The organism is Methanobacterium formicicum, from assembly GCF_029848115.1.
In the GTDB taxonomy this organism is placed as follows: Archaea; Methanobacteriota; Methanobacteria; order Methanobacteriales; family Methanobacteriaceae; genus Methanobacterium; species Methanobacterium formicicum.
In genome coordinates, this window is sequence record NZ_JARVXG010000059.1 from 27,501 (window position 1) to 46,020 (window position 18,520).

An 18,520-nucleotide genomic window follows, 5' to 3' on the forward strand; every position below is an offset into this window, starting at 1 on the left:
AGTCAACCCCCGACACCTGTTTCATTGACTCCATGGATGTTAAACCAGAAAGACTTACCAATGAATTGGAAACCATGCACCCCCCACTGAGGGTTGTGGCAGAACACAAAGCAGATGACCGTTACCCCATTGTTTCGGCAGCATCCATAGTAGCCAAGGTAGAACGTGACCGGGCCATTCAGATCATCAAAAAGACCTACGAAAATGTAGGATCGGGTTATCCCAGCGACCCCCGCACCATTGAATTTCTAAAAATAATTACCAAAGAGTCCCCTGAGGAACTCCCTGACTTTATACGCCGATCATGGGCCACTGTAGAAAAAATGCAAGGATAAATCCTAGGGAGGAACATTAGGGTGGAATTGGGAAAAACTTCTTAACAATACTATAATTCTTAAGAAACCGATTTCTAAAAAACAATCTTTTTATACAAACAAAACAAAGGCAAATTAATTGAGCCTAGTATAAATTTAATGCGAGGATAACCAATGATATACGAATTTTTTGCCGGCTCCTTCAACACCATACTGGAGATGTTCAAAAGTGGAGGAGTCATCACTTATATCATCACCATAATCGGAATTTATGGTATATTTTATTCTGCCGAGAAAATATACTACCTGCGCAAAATATCACAGGTAGGACTACCCCAGATCATGAGCGAAGTAAACAAAGCCATGGACCGTGGCGGTTCTCTAGAAGCATTACGTTCTATTGGACGTTATCAGAACCCTATTTCTAAGATTGTTGCCGAAGCTTTGAAGATAGGTTTTCGTAGCAACAGAGAAGTGGAAGATGCTATGGAAAGGGTGTTCATCGTAGAAATGGGACGTATGACCAAAGGAATGGACACAATCAGAACTATAATCGAAATAGCGCCTCTTTTAGGGCTGATCGGAACTGTTCTGGGAATGTGGTATACTTTCAAGGCCATGGGTGTAAATGCCAGTGCCACCGGAATGGCCGAAGGTATTTACGTGGCCCTCATTACCACCATAATGGGTTTAGCAGTGGCCATAATAATCCTACCCCTCTACACCCATATTAACAGTAAAATAGAGGATGAACTGGATAAAATAGAAATCGCCAAAAAGATGACCAACTGGCGATCCGCAGAGATGCGTATAAAAGTTGATTCTGATATTGAAAACGTAATTACTGCTTTAAAGGAATCTGATGGTGTAATAGAAGTTAAAGAGTTACATCAGGATAAGGATGCTAACATCTGGATTTCCATGAACCCCCACATGCTGGAAAAAAGTATTGGTAATGTGATCCGGGAAAAATGCAACACCGAAGCCCGGGTTGTGGAAAGTAAACTAAAACAATAAGCAGTGCACTTATAAAAATAAATACAGGGGATTTTATAGATGGCCATTGATACCACAAGTTACCGCAGAAAATTGCGCAGCAAACAGGCCCGGGTAAACCTGGTTCCCCTCATTGATGTTATTTTCACCATTCTCATATTTTTAATGGTTACCAGCAGTTTCCACGTAGCTGCTGATTCCAGTTCTTCGGGTAAACCCCAGGTAAGTCAAAGTAGTGGAAATTCCGAGTACTACCTCTTCCCAGTATCTGGTCTTAAAACCGTCACTGTCAATGGGGTGGATATGTCCAGTTACATCCGTGACAGTGCCATTGCCATCCATACTCAGGTAATAGACGAAGGGGAAATCATTATCAAACCCAAAGATGGGTCCATTGTCATTACCGCACCACCAGGTATGAGTCCAGAAAAGGCAGTTAGTATTCCCCAGACTTGACCCTGACTTGGACGGTACCTAGTACAATCAATACAGGGTTTACTGCAACTTCTGAAAACTTATTACTAGTCCAGTTATAGAATGTGTACCATCTATTCATTGCATAAACACACTTGGAATTGAAATGAATGTTTGAAAGGTGAAATAAATGTATCTAGGAAGAATATTAGCAGTTGGAAGTAATGAAACCGGTAACTTTGTGGCCTACAGGGTGTCCAGCCGTTCTTTTCCCAACCGGATCACCCGGACTTTTCCGGACAGGGTAGCGGTGGTTCCAAAGGAAGGCCATGAGAAGGATGTCTTTGTAAGCCCCTACATAGCCTACAATTGCATACGTCTGGTGGATGATGTGGCTGTGGTTTCCAATGGTTCCCACACTGATGTTATTGCTGAGAAAATCGCATCAGGTATGAGTATCCGGGATTCTCTGGCCCTTTCCCTTATGACCATGGACTACGAGAAGGATGACTTCAACACCCCCCGTATTGCCGGGGCAGTCACCATGGACGGAGAAGCATACATCGGTATTGTTACCCACGAAAAGGTACAGGTGGAAAAGGTTCCTGCAGGTGAAGCAAGTTACATATCCACCTACGAACACATCGAACCCCATAAAGTGGAATTTACTGCAAGTAACGTGGCGGAAGCTGCTCAATACATAATGGACCAGGGTAAATTCAAAGATTTCACCAATCCCGTCACTTCTGCTGCTGCTTTTGGTAAAGAAAACTGGAAACTGGAATCAATTTAATTAAATACCATCCTGAACTCCCTTATCTGAATCAATCAAAGGAAACAGGAAAAATCCGTAAGATCCTTAGATTTTACAAGCACATCTACTATCTAAATCCAATTCGGTGCATGGACATGGAGATTAAAATTATAGGACTCGAAGGTATTCCCCTCATTAAAAAGGGAGATGATCTCTCCCAACTCATTTTAAAGGCCATGGAGACACAGGGCATTCAATTCTTTGAAGGGGATATCCTAGTTATTGCCGAAACTGCCATTGCCAAATCTGAAGGTAATGTAATAAACCTAAAGGATATAAAACCCAGCCCAAAGGCCTTAGACATGGCTAATATTACAGGTAAAGACGCAGACCTGGTGGAGGCCATACTCCAGGAATCGGTAGAGGTGGTGGAGGTTGGACCGGACTTCATTATCACTGAAACCAAACACGGTTTTGTGTGCGCCAATGCCGGTATTGATGAATCAAATGTGGATCAAGGTCTGGCCAAACCAATACCCACCGATCCAGATTCCAGTGCCCATAAAATAAGGAAACCCCTGGAGAATGAAACTGGGAAGAATATTGCAGTTATAATCTCCGATACACAGGGGCGAGCCTTCCGTGAAGGGGCTATTGGAACGGCCATCGGGATTTCAGGCATGTTACCAGTTTGGGACCGTGCTGGTGAGCTGGACTTATACGGACGAAAACTTAAAACCACCAGTATAGCTGTGGCTGATGAATTATCCTCTGCAGCTTCTCTGGTAATGGGTCAAGCCGATGAGGGAATACCCGTTGTTATCTTACGGGGTGTTAGTTACTTCCAGAAGCTCAGAAGTGAATTTGCCACCATCAAATCTTTAATAAGGCCAAAGAAATACGATGTTTTCAGAAAATGAACAGGAACTTTAGGAAATATTTATCAATAATGATCATACAACTTTCAAAAAAGTTTTAAAAAACATATGAATCATTTTTCAAAGGGAAATTTTAAAAAAATGATTTAAATCCATGAAAGGTAATGAGTTGATAATATGTCTGTAAATCAGATCGAAACCCAGCTAGAAGCAATAACCATCACCATAGCCCACCTGGAAAAAAGTGAATCCTGTGATCCCAAGGTGCTGGAAGAATTAAAAAAGGAAAGAAGCCGGCTTTTAAAGGAACTCAATGTTCATTAATGTCCATAGGATTTTATCTGAATATTAAGTCAAACTTCGGGTTGGTCCAAAAATACAGATAGTGCATCTAGATAAAGGGATTTAGATCTTAGGGAATGTTAGAGCCGTGCTTTGGCTATCGTTATTTACAACATCTAATACAACAAATAACCTAGAGTGATAATAAAATGATAAGCGTCCTTTCTGGTGGAACCGGCACCCCCAAACTCCTGCAGGGGATGGTAAAACTGATGAACCCCGAAGATATTACGGTAATCGTGAATACCCTGGAAAATGACTATTTTTCCGGAGTTTACGTGGCCCCGGATGTGGATACCGTACTCTACACCCTGGCGGGGATCATCAATGAGGATACCTGGTACGGGGTGAAGGGTGATAGTTTTATAACCCATGATCGGTTAAAGGAGATCGGGTGTCCGGAAACCCTCCGCATCGGGGATCGTGACCGGGCCATGAAGATCCAAAAAACCCTGTTAATGAAAGAACACTCTCTCTCTGAGGCTGTGGATATTCAGAGAAAGGAACTGGGAATTAAATCACCAGTAATTCCCATGAGTAACCAGCAATCTCAGATCACCATAACTACTGACCAGGGAGCAATGGGATTTCACCAGTTCCTGGTGGAAAATCAGGGAACCCCCCGGGTACTTGATGTGAGTTGCCAAAAGGTGGATCCTGCCCCTGGTTTAATTGAATCCATCGAAGACTCAGATATGGTGGTTATTGGACCATCAAACCCCATAACCTCCATCGGGCCGATAATTTCTGCTAAAAGAGTTAAAAAGGCACTTAAAAAAACTTATGTTGTGGGTGTATCCCCTATAGTGGGTGATAAACCAGTTAGTGGACCGGCAGCTAAGTTCATGCAGGCCAAAGGTCATGAAGTTTCCGTCCGGGGAGTGGCCAGCATGTATCATGATTTTATGGATCGGATCATTATTGACCAGGTGGATGCCAATCACCAGGAAGAAATAGAAAAACTAATATTAGATGTTATGATAACAGAGACCATCATGACCAATATGGAAGATAAAATTAATTTAGCCAGATGTACTTTGGGTGAAAATGTATGATACAAATGACTTTAATTCAAATTGACAACTACGGACCATGGACAGTTACCCCCACACCAAGGGCCGAAGCAGACCTGCAGATCCTGCAGGCAGAGTTATACGCCGACCTTCAAAGGCAATTCGCAGTCAAAGGGGGATTGGTCTTCTTCACCCGCTTTGATAACATGCTGGCGGTCACCAACGGCGTGGATATGGACCACCACCTGCGTATACAGAAGTCCATCAACAACCGTTACCCTATAACCGTGAGTATGGGCGTGGGAACTGCTGAAACTCCCTATGAAGCACAGCGAAGCGCCACCAGTGCACTTCAAAAATATGGGGGAGCACAATCCGAGGAACGGAGCGAAATACTGGCCATTGAAGGCCTAGTGAAACCAGATGACAGCTTTGTGCAGATTGCCCATATTGATATAAACGGAATCACTGATTCGCTTACAGATATTATTCCTGCATACGACACTTCTTTTATAGTTAACCGGGTACAACATTTCTTAATGAAAAAATTAATTGAGAAAGGTTCGTTACTGTTTTTCATTGGTGGGGATAACTTCATGTCTCCCTGTAATGGTATGAACCCGGAAGGACTGCTTACCATTATCGAAGAAATAGAAGAAGAAACTAATATCGCCCTTAAAGCCGGTGTTGGAAAGGGACCTAACGCAGAAAAAGCAGCTAACCTTGCTGATCTGGCCCTGGAAGAAATCAGAGGCGGTTGTACCTACAATCTAGTTCACGTTATGAAGGAATAAGTTTAAGTTAAAAAAATATTAATTTTTCCCAAATCTTTTTAATCTATCGGTTGTTATCTTACCTATCAATTAGAAATTAAGGCTCTGAAACCATATTGGTATTAATTTTGAGCTAACAACAGATTTGCCCATATTAAAAACTTATTTGGAGTTGAATTTATTAAAGTCCTAGCCCCCATGGCCGGCATCACGGATGGTGCTTTTTGCCGACATATGACAACCCTTGGATTTGACATGGTAACCCTGGGAGGTTATAATGCAGATTCAGCCACCATTAGTGCAGGCCAAAGTATACTATCTCGTGGGAGGCCAGAGTTTGACCTGAAACCCGGCGAATTAATTTCTCATCTGGAAAAACAATCCCTGATGGTTAAAGATCAGGACAGGTGGAACGGTATGTTATCGGTTAATCTTCGTGCTACTACTCCTGAACCCATTATTGCAGTTTCTCAGCTTAAGAATGTGGATGTGGTGGAGATCAATGCCCACTGTCGGCAGCCGGAGATAACCAACCTGGGATGTGGCCAGGCACTTATGGAGAATATTCCCCACCTGGAAAAATTCACCAGAGAAGTGGTGCAAAAATCAAAAAGTGAAGTATCGGTTAAGATACGGGCTAATGTACCGGGTGTGGATATCCTCGAAGTTTCACGGGTCATAGACCGTGCTGGGGCAGATTTTCTCCATGTAGATGCAATGTATCCTGGTTTGGACACTGCTGATTATGATACAGTCCAATCTATTTGTCAGGAAACTAATTTGTTCGTTATTGGTAACAATTCCATTAGGGATATTGAATCTGCCAGGAAAATGTTGGCTTCAGGTGCCGATGGAATATCAATTGCCCGGGCTGCCATTAAGGGAACACTATCCTTTGATCTGTCCCAAATATAGCAGAGGATATTTTTTTAATATAATAAAATTTTTAATAGGAAATCATATAGATAAACAACTAATGATCAAAAAAAGCTTGAGAGGGATTACTCATTCAATTTGATTGTTATAAAAAAGGTGGTTAAATGTCTTTTATACGATTGGAAAACGTCACCAAAACCTTTGATGGTGTGGAAATCCTGAAAAACCTGAACATAACCATAGAAGAAGGTTCAGTTCTGGGTATTCTGGGAAGAAGCGGTTCTGGAAAATCCGTCCTTATCAATATGTTAAGGGGGATGAAGGACTATCGCCCTACCACAGGTCGAATCATTTACAATGTAGCTGTTTGCCCACAGTGTCTAAGAGTAGAACCTCCTTCCATGGTTGGGAAAGTTTGCCAGTGCGGAGTTACCTTTGAAGCCCATGAAATTGATTTCTGGGATACTGACCGTAAACATTTCGCTGCAATCAAACGCCGTATCTCCATTATGTTACAAAGGACATTTGCTCTTTACGAAGATGACACGGTAATTGATAACGTTATAAAATCAATCACCGGGCGTGATGAAGAAGAGAGTACCTACATGGCCATAGATCTCCTGGACATGGCTCAGATGACCCATCGGATCACTCATATAGCACGTGATCTCTCTGGTGGGGAAAAACAGAGAGTTGTTCTGGCTAGACAAATTGCTAAAGAACCAATGCTCTTTTTAGCAGACGAACCAACCGGTACACTTGACCCTCAAACTGCGGAATTAATCCACCAAGCCCTGATTGAAGGTGTGAAGGAAAAGGGAACCACCATGGTCATCACCTCTCACTGGCCAGAAGTTATGCGCCAGTTATCGGATCATGTGATCTGGCTGGAGAAGGGAGAAATTGTGGAAGAAGGGAACCCCGAAACTGTAGTGCAGAGCTTCCTGGACCAGGTCCCCCTACCGGAGAAGAAAACTGAATTTAAAACCGGTGGCCCCATCATAAAAATGGAAGGAGTCAAAAAACATTACTACTCCATTGATCGAGGAGTGGTTAAGGCCGTAGATGGCATAGACCTGGTTATTGATGAAGGAGAAATATTCGGAGTGGTTGGACTCTCCGGAGCCGGTAAGACCACCCTTTCCCGTATTCTCTATGGCCTCACCGACCCCAGTGGTGGGCAGATCATGGTTAAATTAGGGGATAACTGGATAGATATGACTGAAAAGGGTATATTCGGTCGGGGCAGGGTTAAACCCTACCTGGGAATATTACACCAGGAATACAGCCTTTATCCCCACAGAAATGTTCTGGGAAACTTAACTGAAGCAATAAGCCTGGAATTACCCGCAGAATTTGCTAAAATGAAAGCACTTTACGTGCTGAATGCTGTGGGATTTGATGAAGAATATGCTGAAAAAATAATCACCAAATATCCGGATGAACTGAGTGGAGGAGAAAGACACCGGGTGGCACTGGCCCAGGTTCTCATTAAAGAACCTAACATCGTCATCCTTGATGAACCAACCGGTACCATGGACCCCATGACCCGGGTGCAGGTTACTGATTCCATCCGGAAGGCCCGAGATGAATTGAAACAGACCTTTGTTATTATAAGCCACGACATGGACTTTGTACTTGATGTCTGTGACCGGGCCGCCCTCATGAGAGGAGGAAAAATCCTTAAAACCGGTTTACCCGCTGATATTGTGGAAGATTTAACCCCTTCAGAGAAGAAAAAAATGTTAAAGGAGGAATAAGATGGCTTGGGAAGATTCACCATCACATGTATGCCGAGGGGGAGATAAGAGAGCTTTGACTTTTTGTTGTCCGCCTGTTAAACCTTGTCCTATTGTATTCGCTCTTGAAGAGGCAGGAATGACGCCTCAAGAGTACGTGGAGATTAAAGAGAAATTTGGAGAAAAAACTCGTCTGGGTGAGGGCGAAGGAACCTGTTTTGGATCCCTGGTGTGGTGCTGCAAACCATCCAAACCATGCCCCCTGAGGGATATGGTGCTGCGCAGAATTGGTATGAGCAGTGAAGAGTACATGGATTTAAAACACCAGTTATCACAGGAACTGGTGGGTCATGAACCTACCGACAACGAGGAGAGCATTAAAGCACTGGCCGACACATTCGATGTCTCCCGAGAGGAGGCTTCACAGGTTCTCTCGGAATGTGGTAACGACCTGAAAACTGCAATTAAGGTTCTCCGGATGAAAAATCTGGAAATCTAAGTGGACGTGTGAAGATGGGATGGACTCCCCTCTACCTAAAGATGCCGGATAAAAATGTCCTGGTGGTAGGAGCCGGGGAAGTCGGCCAGCGAAGAGCGCTTCGTTTTCTGGATGCCGGGGCTAATGTAGTGATAAGCGGAGGTAAAATTCCTCCCCAACTGATAAAATTAGGAGCCACCCACAAACCTCGTGCTGAACTTCCACAGTGGATAGATTGGGCAGATTTAGTGGTAGTAGCCAGTGGAGATCACCAATTGAACCAAAAAGTGGCCCAGTTAGCTGAAGATAAACTTGTAAATCGTGCTGACTGCCCGGAAGAGGGAAACCTCATTGTTCCCTCCTCATTTTTTATTAAAGATGTACAGTTTTCCATTTTCACCCAGGGTAAAAGCCCACTTATGGCCAAAGAACTGCGAAAACGCATCCAGGCCGTGGTGAGTGAAGAAGATATCCTTCAACTGGAATTACAGCATTTCACCCGTGAGTTATTGAAGGAAAAGGTGCCGGATCAAAAGAAGCGTCGTGATTATTTATACCAAATCTTAAATGATAAAAAGGTTAATGAATTTTTAGATAGGGGAAAATTGGAAGAGGCCAAAAATTACATTGTCCATTTTATCCAGACCCCTCGTGACCTAGATTAATAAATAAACTAAAAATAGTCCATAAATCCATTACCTAATTATTAGTTTATACCAAACCTAGTAAAAGCCACCAGGGTAATTTGAAAAAAGGTAATACAAATACATCTTCCAGTATTCAGGAGGGTTAAAGTGATTCTTAACATCCGAATTGACCACAAAACCGCGGATATCAATAAAATTGAAGAGTCCACCACTACCATGGAGGACATATTCGCGAAAATACAGAAAGAACATCAAGTGCAGGAATTCATCCAGTTGAAAACCTGCAACCGTGCAGAAATCTATTTGGTCATGGATGAAGCTCCCCTGGACTATCACTGGAACGGCCTGGTAGTTGAAAAGGATGAAAAAGCCCTTGAACATGTTTTAAAACTTTCATGCGGATTAGAATCCATGATCATTGGCGAAGACCAAATATTAGGTCAGTTAAAGGATGCTTACAAAGTTAGTGTTAAAACTGATTGTTGTGGTCAGGTACTGAGTACTGTTTTTACCAAAGCCATACACGTAGGACAATCTGTACGTAAAAAAACACGGATAAATCAGGGTTCAGTTTCAATAGGCTCTGCTGCAGTGAATTTAGCAGAATCCGTCCTTGGAAACCTTAAATGTAAAAAAGTGCTGGTTATTGGGGCCGGTAAAATGGGAACACTGGTAGCCAAAGCACTGGTAGAGAAACATCTCCAGGCGATTGTGGTGGCCAACCGCACCTATGACAGGGCAGTCTGCCTAGCCAAGGAGCTGGGAGGAAGTGCCATCCATTTTGACAGTTTATCCCAAGCAATGTCCGATGCCGATGTGGTTATCAGTGCCACCGGAGCACCACACAACATTCTCACCCAGGAAAAGGTGAGTGAGGCGGTACCCCCTGAACATCTCCAGACCATGGTGATGATTGACATTGCCAATCCCCGGGATATTGAAGAGGAAGTTGCCCAGCTAGGGGTTAAACTATATAACATTGATGATTTAAGAGGCATAGCCGATAAAAACAAAAAAATAAGGGAAACCGAAGCAAAAGAAGCCGAAAAAATCATTGCCGATGAATTAGAACTCCTGGAAAAATCACTGCGACACCTGGAAGTGGAACCAGTCATCGCTCAGATAAGGGCTCAGGCTGAGACCATCAGAATGCGGGAAACCCAGAAGGCCTTCCGCAAGCTGGGAGACATGAATGGTAAGGAAAAGGTGGTTGATGACCTTACCAAGGTGGTGGTAGACCGCGTGTTTTTAGACATCATCCATAACCTAAAAGAAGCCGCCGAAAATAATAATAAAGATGTTCTAAACACGGCCAAGTATATTTTCAAGAATAAAAACTGATACATCTTCTTATTTTATAATACATCCCCATAGATTTATTTTACAATTCATTTATTTTATTAAGGAACTTAAAATCCAAATCCAAGTTCCTCACTACCCCACCTAACCGTAATTTTAAAGAGAGTCACTATTATTTACCCCTGTACATCGATTAGTCCCAGTAAACGGGTGGTAACTATCAGGAGGAAGGGAGCAATTAAAACTGTGCCTATTAACTCTCCCACAGTAGAGCCCAAGTAGGGTATTTCGTGGAGTGCATCAAAAAGTATCTGGCGGATAAGGTAAAGCACTACCCCCGTAATAATCGTGACCATGAACATGTTCCTCAGACCGACCATTCTTATCTTTTTAAAGACTTGGGGCATGTTAAATCCCCAGCGGAGGCTTCCACGATGATGGGCCATGGTCAAAATCGCTCCCTGCATTAGGATGTTGAAACAGACTAAGAAAACCAGCATCCCCAGGATCAGCAGGGCCATTCCCCACTGTGAATCAAAGTCTAAAAGGTCTCCTAATTCAGAAAGCCCAAGAACCACTAATAAGAAAGGCAACATAAAATAAACAATGAGAATCAGACTCTCTTTTATTCCATGGACAAAAAGATTTAAGGGATGATGGAAACTAGGCGGGCGGGTTGATCCTTCAACTGTTTCCTCTACTATACGGAAACCATATCCTATTTCAATAAAGGACAATAAGATGACAACTCCCACAATGGATGCAAGTATTAAAATATCCAGTACACTGTTACCGGTGGAAGCTGAATACAAATCCATAGCATGGTCCGCTAAAAGCAGTATTAACCCCAGTATCAAAAAATTGCGCCAGTCCGAAAGTGCATAACTTGCAGCATCCTTTAAAATAATTTTTAAGTTTCTATTGGCAACCAAGACTTTCCCCATCCATTAAATTATTGTCCACAACATCCCATAATTTACCCATTTCCATAATAACCGAAGTAATGACTTATACTAAATTTACAGTATGATGGTTATCAGGATAAAACTGTTTCCCCACTTAATGATAAATCTGGGTAGAAAATAAAAGATAAAAGAAAAAAATGAAAAAAATATAGAAAATTTAGTTTATTTAAAAAAAAGAGAATTATGCAAACATGCCTTTGGGTTCGTTTTTCTCTTTTTCATGATGTTTCAATGCGTACTGGAAGTTTTCCCAGGTAACACTTTCCTGGTCTTCGGATATAGCCTTGTGTAACGCCACTTTAAGCAGCCGGTCCTTGATATCCCTACCAGACATGCCCTTGGAGAGGCTGGCCAGTTTTTTCACGTTAACATCAACTGGTAAAGGCATGGATTCAATGTACATTTCCAGTATTCTTTTCCTTTCACCTTCATCCGGAAGAACAAACTCAATTTCCTCTTCAAAACGACTTCTAAGTGCGTAATCAAGTAATTGAGGATTGTTAGTAGCTCCAATGGTTACCACCCCCAGATTGGGGTTGATACCATCCAGTTCAGTTAAAAGGGCATTGACCACTTCAGAAACATCACCCCGTAAGGACTGGTACTTACGGTCCAGACCAATGGCATCTATTTCATCTATGAAAATCACAGCCGGTGCACAGGCTGATGCTGCTTCAAAAAGATCGTGTATCTGACGTGCCCCATCACCCACATGTTCCCCAATAAGACTGGTAGCCTTAACCAAGAAGAGAGGGACCTGCATTTCATGAGATAATGATTTGGCCAGCATGGTCTTACCCGTACCCGGAGTTCCGTGGAAAAGGACGTTGCGGGGTGCCCATCCCTGAAATGTTTCTGGTTCCTGGAGGTACTTGGTGATGATTTTACACTTGGTCTTGGCCCGATCCTGACCAATAACATCACTCATTTTAAAGTTACTTTCCACCTTCTTAACCTCACGAACCTCTTCCACCTCCATGAGAAGTATGGAAGTGTTCTGGGTTATGCGTGAGTCATCTGGATGGGCCTTTATCACCTTAAATGCAAAATCAGGCAGTAATTTCTGGTCAAAAAGGAATGAACCTTCTTTCACTGTATAACCTGCCCACTGCTCCCGGGCATAGAGTTCGAAAAGTTCAGTGTCGAATATCTCAATTTTAGGGTTCTCCACCAGGTTGCACAGGAAGGGGTACCCAATGGATTGGAGTACTACCATTTTGGTTTCCTTTCCAGTGTCTTCTGGGCCAGTGCAGGTCTTTTTTTCCGATACAATTGGATCAGGAGTTATGTTGTTAAGTTTCAATATGGGTTTACCTCAAATTAGTTTGTAAAATGATATGTACCTACCACTTAATTAACATTTTTTAAATACATTTCCCCCGGTTTCTAAATCTTCACCTTACTATGTGATAAGTAAGAGGGCATAATAATTGATAAGTAAGTATGTCAGGGAACAAACAAGTGTACCTTACAAAATTCATCCAGTTTACGTCTTAAACCTGAAAAGGCAAATTAAAACCTTCCACTGTAATCCAATTCACGGAAAGTGATTTTATATTCTGCCCCCTGACTGGAATCCATGCTTATTTCACCATCCAGCTGGATTACCAAACTGTTAACTAATCGCAAGCCAAGAGAGTGTGTTTTGTTCAAATCAAAATCTGGGGGCAAACCTATCCCATCATCAGCAACAGTTAAAACGAATTGGCCATTATTGTTTTCAAGCTCAATGGTTATTGAACCTTCGTTCTCTGGAAAGGCGAATTTAAGGCTGTTGGTCACCAGTTCGTTAATTATGAGACCTAAGGGTATGGCTGTCTCCATATTCAATTCAATTTCATCCATGTTTAAAATAAACTTTATATCACCAGTTCTACGGTTGTACGTACTGAAAATGTCCGAAACAAGCTTCTCGGTGTATTCTTTAAATTTGATGTGACTAAGATCACCAGCCCGGTACAGTTTTTCGTGGACCATGGCCATGGATTTAACTCGCCTTTGACTGTCCTGGAGAACTTCTTTAGTTTCCTCCTCATGGACGTAGAGGGTCTGGAGGTTGAGCAAACTGGAGATGATCTGCATGTTGTTATTCACTCGGTGGTGAATTTCCCTTAACAGGGCTTCCTTTTCACTTAAAGATGATAGTATCTTGTTTTCTGCTTTTTTTAGTTGAGTGATATCTGCACCTATTCCCAGTATACGTTCAACCTTCCCCTTCTCCAGGAAGGGTATGGCGTGGATTATAATATAATGTATATCACCATTTCCGTCTATAAATTTAGATTCAAATGGTTTAATCTCTTTTCCTTCCAGTATGCGGAACAATTCCCCCAAAATAGAGGACACATTCTCGGGAGGTATTGATTCCAATTCTGTGAATTTTTTACCCACTATTTCATCTTTTGACAACCCCATCATCTTAACTGTGGCCTCATTTACTTCCCTAATTACGCCATTCGTATCAAAAAGTATGTTGTAATCAGGGTTTTTTTCAAAAAGTTTTCGGTATTTCTCTTCACTTTCATTTAATTCCCGGGTACGTTCCTCCACCTTGTTTTCCAACTGAGCATAGGATACTTCCAGTGCCTTTCTGGCTTTTTTAAGTTCGGTGATGTCACTGTGCATGTAAAGATTGGCCATGTACTGGCCCTGATCATCATATAATGGAGAGGCCTGGGCTAATGTCCACAGTTTAGAACCATCTTTCCTACGGAATTCCGGGTAAAAAGCAATCCTTTCGCCTTCGGCTACTTTTTTTCTGGTCTCAACCAGAATATCTCTTTCATCTTCCGGTGTAAATTCAAAAATATTATGATTTTCCATCTCCTCTCTTTCATACCCCAACAATTCACACATTCTCTGATTAACATAAAGGATAGTTCCCTGGATATCTCCAACTACTATGCCCTCATGTGTGGTTTCTACTATGTTACGGTATTTTTCTTCACTGATGGCGAGTTTAATCTGTGTTTTCTCTATTTTTTCACTTATGAACACCGTTATCACACTGACTGAAACCAAGATAATGGCTCTTAACACTTCCTGAACAAACACATCTACAGGAGTAATTAACTCAGTAAGGAGTAAGAGTGATGCCAAAAATAATGACACTAATATTCCCTTTCTTTTCCACCAAAACGCCGCTAGTATAATGGGAATATAGTAAAACTGGGAAAATACTATTCCTTTTCCTAGAACAAAGTGAAAATAATAGGTTAACAGACATGAAATGAATATTAGAACTGATATAATAAAAATCCGAAATGAAGAACTTGATTCATCCAGATTAACCGGCAATTAAATAACCTCCATACCCCGATAATCATTTAATTTCCATTTCTTCTCTGTAAGGCAGTTTGAGATAAAATTTCACGGTTATGGATGATTTTTTTTAGGGATTCCTCTTTTAATTCTAAAATAGTTCTTAATTCAATCAATTCATCCATAAGTTCCTTTTTAGACCGGTTTTCATCCAATACTTGACCCCCCCTCGGATAAATTCAGTTTTAAACCGTGCTGGATTACAGTTGTCATTTATATATTTGTCACATAAGTTTATTTATTTTTTTCAGGATGTACTTCCGGATTATTTTTCAGCTGTTTCCATCTCTGAAAAAAATCAAAACAAAAATTATATATAGTTTTTGTTCTATACATATAGAACATTCGATAGGGATAGAACAATTAAGTGTGTAAAAAAAGACCCAATAAGGCCTTTAAATAGAAAATTTGTGAAATTCTGTGGTTAATTAAAAAAATAAGAGTAGAATAAGGAGGAAAATAAAATGGAAAAAGGAGAAGCATTAGATATGTTCTGTTACCAGTGTTCGCAAACTGCCCGTGAAACTGGATGTACCGTTGTTGGAGTATGCGGGAAACAGCCCACCGTAGCCCGTCTGCAGGACAACCTGTTATTCGCCATAAAGGGAATAACCGCCTACCTGTACCATGCCCGTGAACTGGGTTACACTGATGACGAGGTGGATGCCTTCCTAGAAAAGGGATTCTTTTCCACCCTGACCAACGTCAACTTCGACCCCCAGGAATTTGTAAAACTGGCCCTGGAAGCTGGTCAGATGAACATCAAAACCATGCAACTACTTAAAAAGGCCCACATTGATAATTACGGCGAACCAGTACCCACCGAAGTACCAGTGGGATCAGTTAAAGGCCCTGGTATCTTAGTCACCGGCCACAGCCTCCAAAACCTGGAAGAACTTTTAAAACAGACCGAAGGAAAAGGAATAAACATTTACACCCACTCGGAAATGCTACCAGCCCACGGATACCCTGGACTTAAAAAATACAAACACTTGGTGGGACAGCTGGGAGGTCCCTGGTTTGACCAGAGGGCAACCTTCTCCAAATATCCGGTGGCTATCCTGGGAACCTCAAACTGCGTGCTGCTGCCTAAAGAGGAATACAAAGAAAGAATGTTCACCAGTGGAGTAGCCCAATTACCAGGAGTGAAACACATTGAAGACAACGACTTCACCCCGGTTATTGAAAAAGCACGAGAACTACCAGAACTAGAAGATGAACCAAAAGACACAGTACTTACAACTGGATTCGGAGCATCCACCGTCCTGTCCCTGGCACCAAAGATCAAAGAACTGGTAGAGGCCGGCAAAATTAAAAGATTCATCCTGGTTGGCGGATGTGACTCTCCCAAACCTCAGGCCAAATACTACCGCGAATTTGTGGAGAAACTCCCCCAGGATGTTGTGGTGCTAACCTTAGCCTGTGGTAAATACCGGTTCAATGATCTGGACCTGGGAAACATTGAAGGGGTGCCTCGCCTGATAGATCTGGGACAGTGTAACGATGCCATAGTTGCCGTGGACATTGCCCTGGCTTTAACCGAACTATTTGGTGTGGAACTGAATGAACTACCCTTAACCATAGTGTTAAGCTGGATGGAACAAAAAGCCGCCGCTATCCTCTGGAGCCTACTGGCCCTAAACATGAAAGGAATGTACATAGGACCAATATTACCCGGATGGGCTAACGATGAAATAATCAACATCCTTGTTGAGAATTACGACCTTAGACCAATCGGAGATCCAGAAGAAGATATAAAAACCATAATGGGAGAATAAAACCTCCCATTTTTACTATTTTGAAGGCACCAACCCTTAATAATCATCAACATTGGTAACCGTAGAATCTGAAGTTAATGAAATCATTTAAGTTAAATAAAATTCCAATCAATGGTAAATACTGAAGATTAAATGAAGATTTAAGAGGGTTTAAAATGGATATAGTTCAAATGGAAAATACCCCGGTAGCTGACACTCCCCATAAAGTTGATGTCCGCAAGTTGTATGACACAGAAAACGCCACGACTGTGCATATAACCCTCCAACCTGGAGAATCACTTAAAAAACACATCACACCCGTTGATGTTTTCTTCTATGTTCTGGAAGGTACCGGCATAGTGGAAATAGGGGATGAAAAAAAGGAAGTGGGAAAGGATACTTTAATTGACAGTCCCGCCCGTATTCCCCACTGCTGGTACAATGAGAGCGATGATGTGCTGCGTTTTCTGGTGGTAAAAGTTCCCCGACCCACTACAGAAACCAAGTTACTGTAACCACCCCACACAGACTTATTAAATGTTAAAGGAGGACTCAAGATGCCTAAAAAAGAAATTGATGAAGACAAAGCGTTCGAACAGGCACTGAAGGGTAAAATGGGCTGGAAATGTTCCTGTTCACTGGACATTGTTGATAAAAAATCATCTCTACACGATGTTACTTGTAAAAAGTGTGGCCGGACCTTCAAGACCGACCGTGACACTGATATGTGTATCCGCTGTGAAAGGGGACAGTAAAATAAAACAATTCAGATGAACAATGGTTAAAAATAATGTAACTCATCGTGCTAACCCGGAAAATGAAAACCTATCCATCGAACTTTTTGCCACCACCCAGGGGGTGAAGGCCATTAAAAGCCCGGTGAGGGTGAAAATTCTATCCATGTTACGTGAAGGTGATCTCAGCTTTGATGAACTGGTTAAATTCTCTGGCCGGGCTAAATCAACCGTGTCCAGCCACCTCAAATCTCTGTCCCGGGAAGGAATAATTAACTCACGGGTAGATCCCTACGATGCTAGAAAGAAGATTTTCTTCCTGCAATCAGAATACATTGGCAAAATACAACACCAGCAGCTCCAGGAAGATATTTCCGCCTACATCCAGAGGTACATTTCCAGTGAAAATGATCCCTTTGAGTTCTTCCGACTGATATTTCACACTATCCGAATTTCCATGCTCACCCAGGGAGTGGACATAGACCCCATACTCCACGAAGCCGGTTTAAAGGTAGGAACTGCCTTGTATGAGAAAGTTAAAGACCCAGAACTGGATAATTTCCTGGGAAATATTGGCCGGTTCTGGCAGACCCATAGCCTGGGTACAGTGGAAGTTAAAGGCCTGGATCCCCTCACCATCAAGGTACAGGATTGTTTTGAATGCAGTGGCCTACCATACCTTGGTAGACCAGCCTGTGCATTTGATAGTGGTATTCTTGAATCATTATTCAGTCTGTATAAAAATGAATCAACCAAGGTTAAGGAAACAAAATGTTACGCCCTGGGAGATAAATATTGCCGTTTCGAAATCCAATAACCAGGGGGATAAAAAATTAATTATAGTGGGGAAGATATGATGGTGAAAACCATAATTTGATTAAAAGGCAGATCTCAATATAAAAAACTAACAACTTATTCTAAAGAACCCCTGAATCTTGTTTTAGCCGCCAGCCATCTTATTTGACGGTTTTTAAGCCTTAAATACCCCACATCTTCCTTGACAAATTCATTGATAATTCCCAGCAGTACACTTTCTTCAATGAAATCATGGATAATCTTCAGTAACTCCTCTTCCTTGATGTAACTACTGTCACTGAAGTTTTTAACCAGGATCTCTTCTTCCATCATACCACCAGGAGATAATTCTGGTACTATTATCTATTAACCCATATATATTTTATCAATTTTAGATACAAGACTGCCAAACTATAGTTTAAATA

The 18,520-nt window shown here is 41.9% G+C and carries 22 protein-coding genes (1 of these 22 running past the window's edge); 17 read left to right on the top strand and 5 right to left on the bottom strand.

What is annotated here, in order from left to right:
- From rnhB to hemA, 13 genes are all read left to right on the top strand, one after another.
- Positions 1–335: the 3' portion of a ribonuclease HII gene (gene rnhB / locus QC759_RS11330; protein WP_048073052.1), read on the top strand. 286 nt of this gene lie to the left of the window's left edge; 335 of the gene's 621 nt are visible here — the last part of the coding sequence; the start codon falls outside the window, past its left edge; its stop codon occupies positions 333–335.
- A gap of 153 nt (positions 336–488) precedes the next feature.
- Positions 489–1,331 carry a MotA/TolQ/ExbB proton channel family protein gene (locus QC759_RS11335; protein ID WP_048073051.1) on the top strand — a complete coding sequence of 281 codons (843 nt, stop codon included), beginning with the start codon at positions 489–491 and terminating at the stop codon, positions 1,329–1,331.
- Positions 1,332–1,370: 39 nt separating this feature from the next.
- A complete protein-coding gene (locus QC759_RS11340; protein WP_048073050.1) occupies positions 1,371–1,766 on the top strand; it encodes an ExbD/TolR family protein in 396 nt (131 codons plus the stop codon).
- Positions 1,767–1,914: 148 nt separating this feature from the next.
- Positions 1,915–2,517 (top strand): IMP cyclohydrolase, encoded by a 603-nt coding sequence (locus QC759_RS11345; RefSeq protein WP_048073049.1) that lies wholly within the window; start codon positions 1,915–1,917, stop codon positions 2,515–2,517.
- A gap of 116 nt (positions 2,518–2,633) precedes the next feature.
- Entirely contained in the window at positions 2,634–3,398 is a 765-nt protein-coding gene (locus QC759_RS11350) for a coenzyme F420-0:L-glutamate ligase (protein ID WP_082055712.1), read from the top strand.
- A gap of 135 nt (positions 3,399–3,533) precedes the next feature.
- Positions 3,534–3,680 (top strand): hypothetical protein, encoded by a 147-nt coding sequence (locus QC759_RS11355; RefSeq protein ID WP_171824047.1) that lies wholly within the window; start codon positions 3,534–3,536, stop codon positions 3,678–3,680.
- A gap of 167 nt (positions 3,681–3,847) precedes the next feature.
- On the top strand, positions 3,848–4,753 hold the full coding sequence (cofD, locus tag QC759_RS11360; RefSeq protein ID WP_048073047.1) for a 2-phospho-L-lactate transferase: 906 nt from the start codon (positions 3,848–3,850) through the stop codon (positions 4,751–4,753).
- Entirely contained in the window at positions 4,750–5,505 is a 756-nt protein-coding gene (locus QC759_RS11365) for a GTP cyclohydrolase III (protein WP_048073046.1), read from the top strand. Before cofD ends, QC759_RS11365 begins: the two co-directional genes overlap by 4 nt.
- Before the next feature lie 177 nt (positions 5,506–5,682).
- A complete protein-coding gene (locus QC759_RS11370; protein WP_048073045.1) occupies positions 5,683–6,399 on the top strand; it encodes an MJ0144 family RNA dihydrouridine synthase-like protein in 717 nt (238 codons plus the stop codon).
- Positions 6,400–6,524: 125 nt separating this feature from the next.
- Positions 6,525–8,120 carry a methyl coenzyme M reductase system, component A2 gene (gene atwA, locus QC759_RS11375; protein ID WP_048073044.1) on the top strand — a complete coding sequence of 532 codons (1,596 nt, stop codon included), beginning with the start codon at positions 6,525–6,527 and terminating at the stop codon, positions 8,118–8,120.
- A gap of 1 nt (position 8,121) precedes the next feature.
- Complete coding sequence (locus QC759_RS11380) at positions 8,122–8,598, top strand: methanogenesis marker 9 domain-containing protein (RefSeq protein WP_048073043.1); 477 nt, start codon at positions 8,122–8,124, stop codon at positions 8,596–8,598.
- A 14-nt stretch (positions 8,599–8,612) separates the two neighbouring features.
- Positions 8,613–9,242, top strand: a complete 630-nt coding sequence (locus tag QC759_RS11385; protein WP_048073042.1) for a precorrin-2 dehydrogenase/sirohydrochlorin ferrochelatase family protein — start codon at positions 8,613–8,615, stop codon at positions 9,240–9,242.
- Positions 9,243–9,371: 129 nt separating this feature from the next.
- Complete coding sequence (hemA, locus tag QC759_RS11390; RefSeq protein ID WP_048073041.1) at positions 9,372–10,565, top strand: glutamyl-tRNA reductase; 1,194 nt, start codon at positions 9,372–9,374, stop codon at positions 10,563–10,565.
- A gap of 134 nt (positions 10,566–10,699) precedes the next feature.
- Here the strand turns inward: hemA and QC759_RS11395 are convergent, their stop codons facing one another.
- The 4 genes from QC759_RS11395 to QC759_RS11410 form a co-directional block, all read right to left on the bottom strand.
- Entirely contained in the window at positions 10,700–11,467 is a 768-nt protein-coding gene (locus QC759_RS11395; protein WP_048073040.1) for a DUF4013 domain-containing protein, read from the bottom strand.
- A gap of 202 nt (positions 11,468–11,669) precedes the next feature.
- Complete coding sequence (locus QC759_RS11400) at positions 11,670–12,791, bottom strand: AAA family ATPase (protein ID WP_048073039.1); 1,122 nt, start codon at positions 12,789–12,791, stop codon at positions 11,670–11,672.
- A gap of 209 nt (positions 12,792–13,000) precedes the next feature.
- Positions 13,001–14,599 carry a PAS domain S-box protein gene (locus tag QC759_RS11405; RefSeq protein WP_171824046.1) on the bottom strand — a complete coding sequence of 533 codons (1,599 nt, stop codon included), beginning with the start codon at positions 14,597–14,599 and terminating at the stop codon, positions 13,001–13,003.
- A gap of 215 nt (positions 14,600–14,814) precedes the next feature.
- Positions 14,815–14,964 carry a hypothetical protein gene (locus tag QC759_RS11410; protein WP_156104977.1) on the bottom strand — a complete coding sequence of 50 codons (150 nt, stop codon included), beginning with the start codon at positions 14,962–14,964 and terminating at the stop codon, positions 14,815–14,817.
- Between the two features lie 309 nt (positions 14,965–15,273).
- Between QC759_RS11410 and hcp the strand changes: the two genes are divergently transcribed.
- The 4 genes from hcp (at position 15,274) to msvR (ending at position 18,117) form a co-directional block, all read left to right on the top strand.
- The gene (gene hcp / locus QC759_RS11415; RefSeq protein ID WP_048073038.1) at positions 15,274–16,587 is read left to right on the top strand and encodes a hydroxylamine reductase; all 1,314 of its coding nucleotides are present in this window, start codon (positions 15,274–15,276) and stop codon (positions 16,585–16,587) included.
- 155 nt (positions 16,588–16,742) lie between these two features.
- Positions 16,743–17,081, top strand: a complete 339-nt coding sequence (locus QC759_RS11420) for a cupin domain-containing protein (RefSeq protein ID WP_048073037.1) — start codon at positions 16,743–16,745, stop codon at positions 17,079–17,081.
- Positions 17,082–17,123: 42 nt separating this feature from the next.
- Entirely contained in the window at positions 17,124–17,321 is a 198-nt protein-coding gene (locus tag QC759_RS11425; RefSeq protein ID WP_048073036.1) for a hypothetical protein, read from the top strand.
- A gap of 22 nt (positions 17,322–17,343) precedes the next feature.
- Positions 17,344–18,117, top strand: coding sequence for a transcriptional factor MsvR (gene msvR, locus QC759_RS11430; RefSeq protein WP_048073035.1), 774 nt, complete (start codon positions 17,344–17,346; stop codon positions 18,115–18,117).
- A gap of 95 nt (positions 18,118–18,212) precedes the next feature.
- On the opposite strand, the gene QC759_RS11435 is transcribed toward msvR, so the two are convergent.
- A complete protein-coding gene (locus QC759_RS11435) occupies positions 18,213–18,428 on the bottom strand; it encodes a hypothetical protein (RefSeq protein ID WP_243686947.1) in 216 nt (71 codons plus the stop codon).
- Positions 18,429–18,520 lie beyond the last annotated feature (92 nt).

What these genes read in the sequence shown, in the direction of transcription:
- QC759_RS11345 (WP_048073049.1), top strand. Translation starts at nt 1,915, where the DNA reads ATGTATCTAGGAAGAATATTAGCAGTTGGAAGTAATGAAACCGGTAAC.
- QC759_RS11420 (WP_048073037.1), top strand. Translation starts at nt 16,743, where the DNA reads ATGGATATAGTTCAAATGGAAAATACCCCGGTAGCTGACACTCCCCAT.
- hcp (WP_048073038.1), top strand. Translation starts at nt 15,274, where the DNA reads ATGGAAAAAGGAGAAGCATTAGATATGTTCTGTTACCAGTGTTCGCAA.
- atwA (WP_048073044.1), top strand. Translation starts at nt 6,525, where the DNA reads ATGTCTTTTATACGATTGGAAAACGTCACCAAAACCTTTGATGGTGTG.
- QC759_RS11425 (WP_048073036.1), top strand. Translation starts at nt 17,124, where the DNA reads ATGCCTAAAAAAGAAATTGATGAAGACAAAGCGTTCGAACAGGCACTG.
- QC759_RS11365 (WP_048073046.1), top strand. Translation starts at nt 4,750, where the DNA reads ATGATACAAATGACTTTAATTCAAATTGACAACTACGGACCATGGACA.
- QC759_RS11385 (WP_048073042.1), top strand. Translation starts at nt 8,613, where the DNA reads ATGGGATGGACTCCCCTCTACCTAAAGATGCCGGATAAAAATGTCCTG.
- cofD (WP_048073047.1), top strand. Translation starts at nt 3,848, where the DNA reads ATGATAAGCGTCCTTTCTGGTGGAACCGGCACCCCCAAACTCCTGCAG.
- QC759_RS11335 (WP_048073051.1), top strand. Translation starts at nt 489, where the DNA reads ATGATATACGAATTTTTTGCCGGCTCCTTCAACACCATACTGGAGATG.
- QC759_RS11370 (WP_048073045.1), top strand. Translation starts at nt 5,683, where the DNA reads ATGGCCGGCATCACGGATGGTGCTTTTTGCCGACATATGACAACCCTT.
- QC759_RS11350 (WP_082055712.1), top strand. Translation starts at nt 2,634, where the DNA reads ATGGAGATTAAAATTATAGGACTCGAAGGTATTCCCCTCATTAAAAAG.
- QC759_RS11380 (WP_048073043.1), top strand. Translation starts at nt 8,122, where the DNA reads ATGGCTTGGGAAGATTCACCATCACATGTATGCCGAGGGGGAGATAAG.
- msvR (WP_048073035.1), top strand. Translation starts at nt 17,344, where the DNA reads ATGGTTAAAAATAATGTAACTCATCGTGCTAACCCGGAAAATGAAAAC.
- QC759_RS11395 (WP_048073040.1), bottom strand. Translation starts at nt 11,467, where the DNA reads ATGGGGAAAGTCTTGGTTGCCAATAGAAACTTAAAAATTATTTTAAAG.
- QC759_RS11435 (WP_243686947.1), bottom strand. Translation starts at nt 18,428, where the DNA reads ATGATGGAAGAAGAGATCCTGGTTAAAAACTTCAGTGACAGTAGTTAC.
- QC759_RS11340 (WP_048073050.1), top strand. Translation starts at nt 1,371, where the DNA reads ATGGCCATTGATACCACAAGTTACCGCAGAAAATTGCGCAGCAAACAG.
- QC759_RS11355 (WP_171824047.1), top strand. Translation starts at nt 3,534, where the DNA reads ATGTCTGTAAATCAGATCGAAACCCAGCTAGAAGCAATAACCATCACC.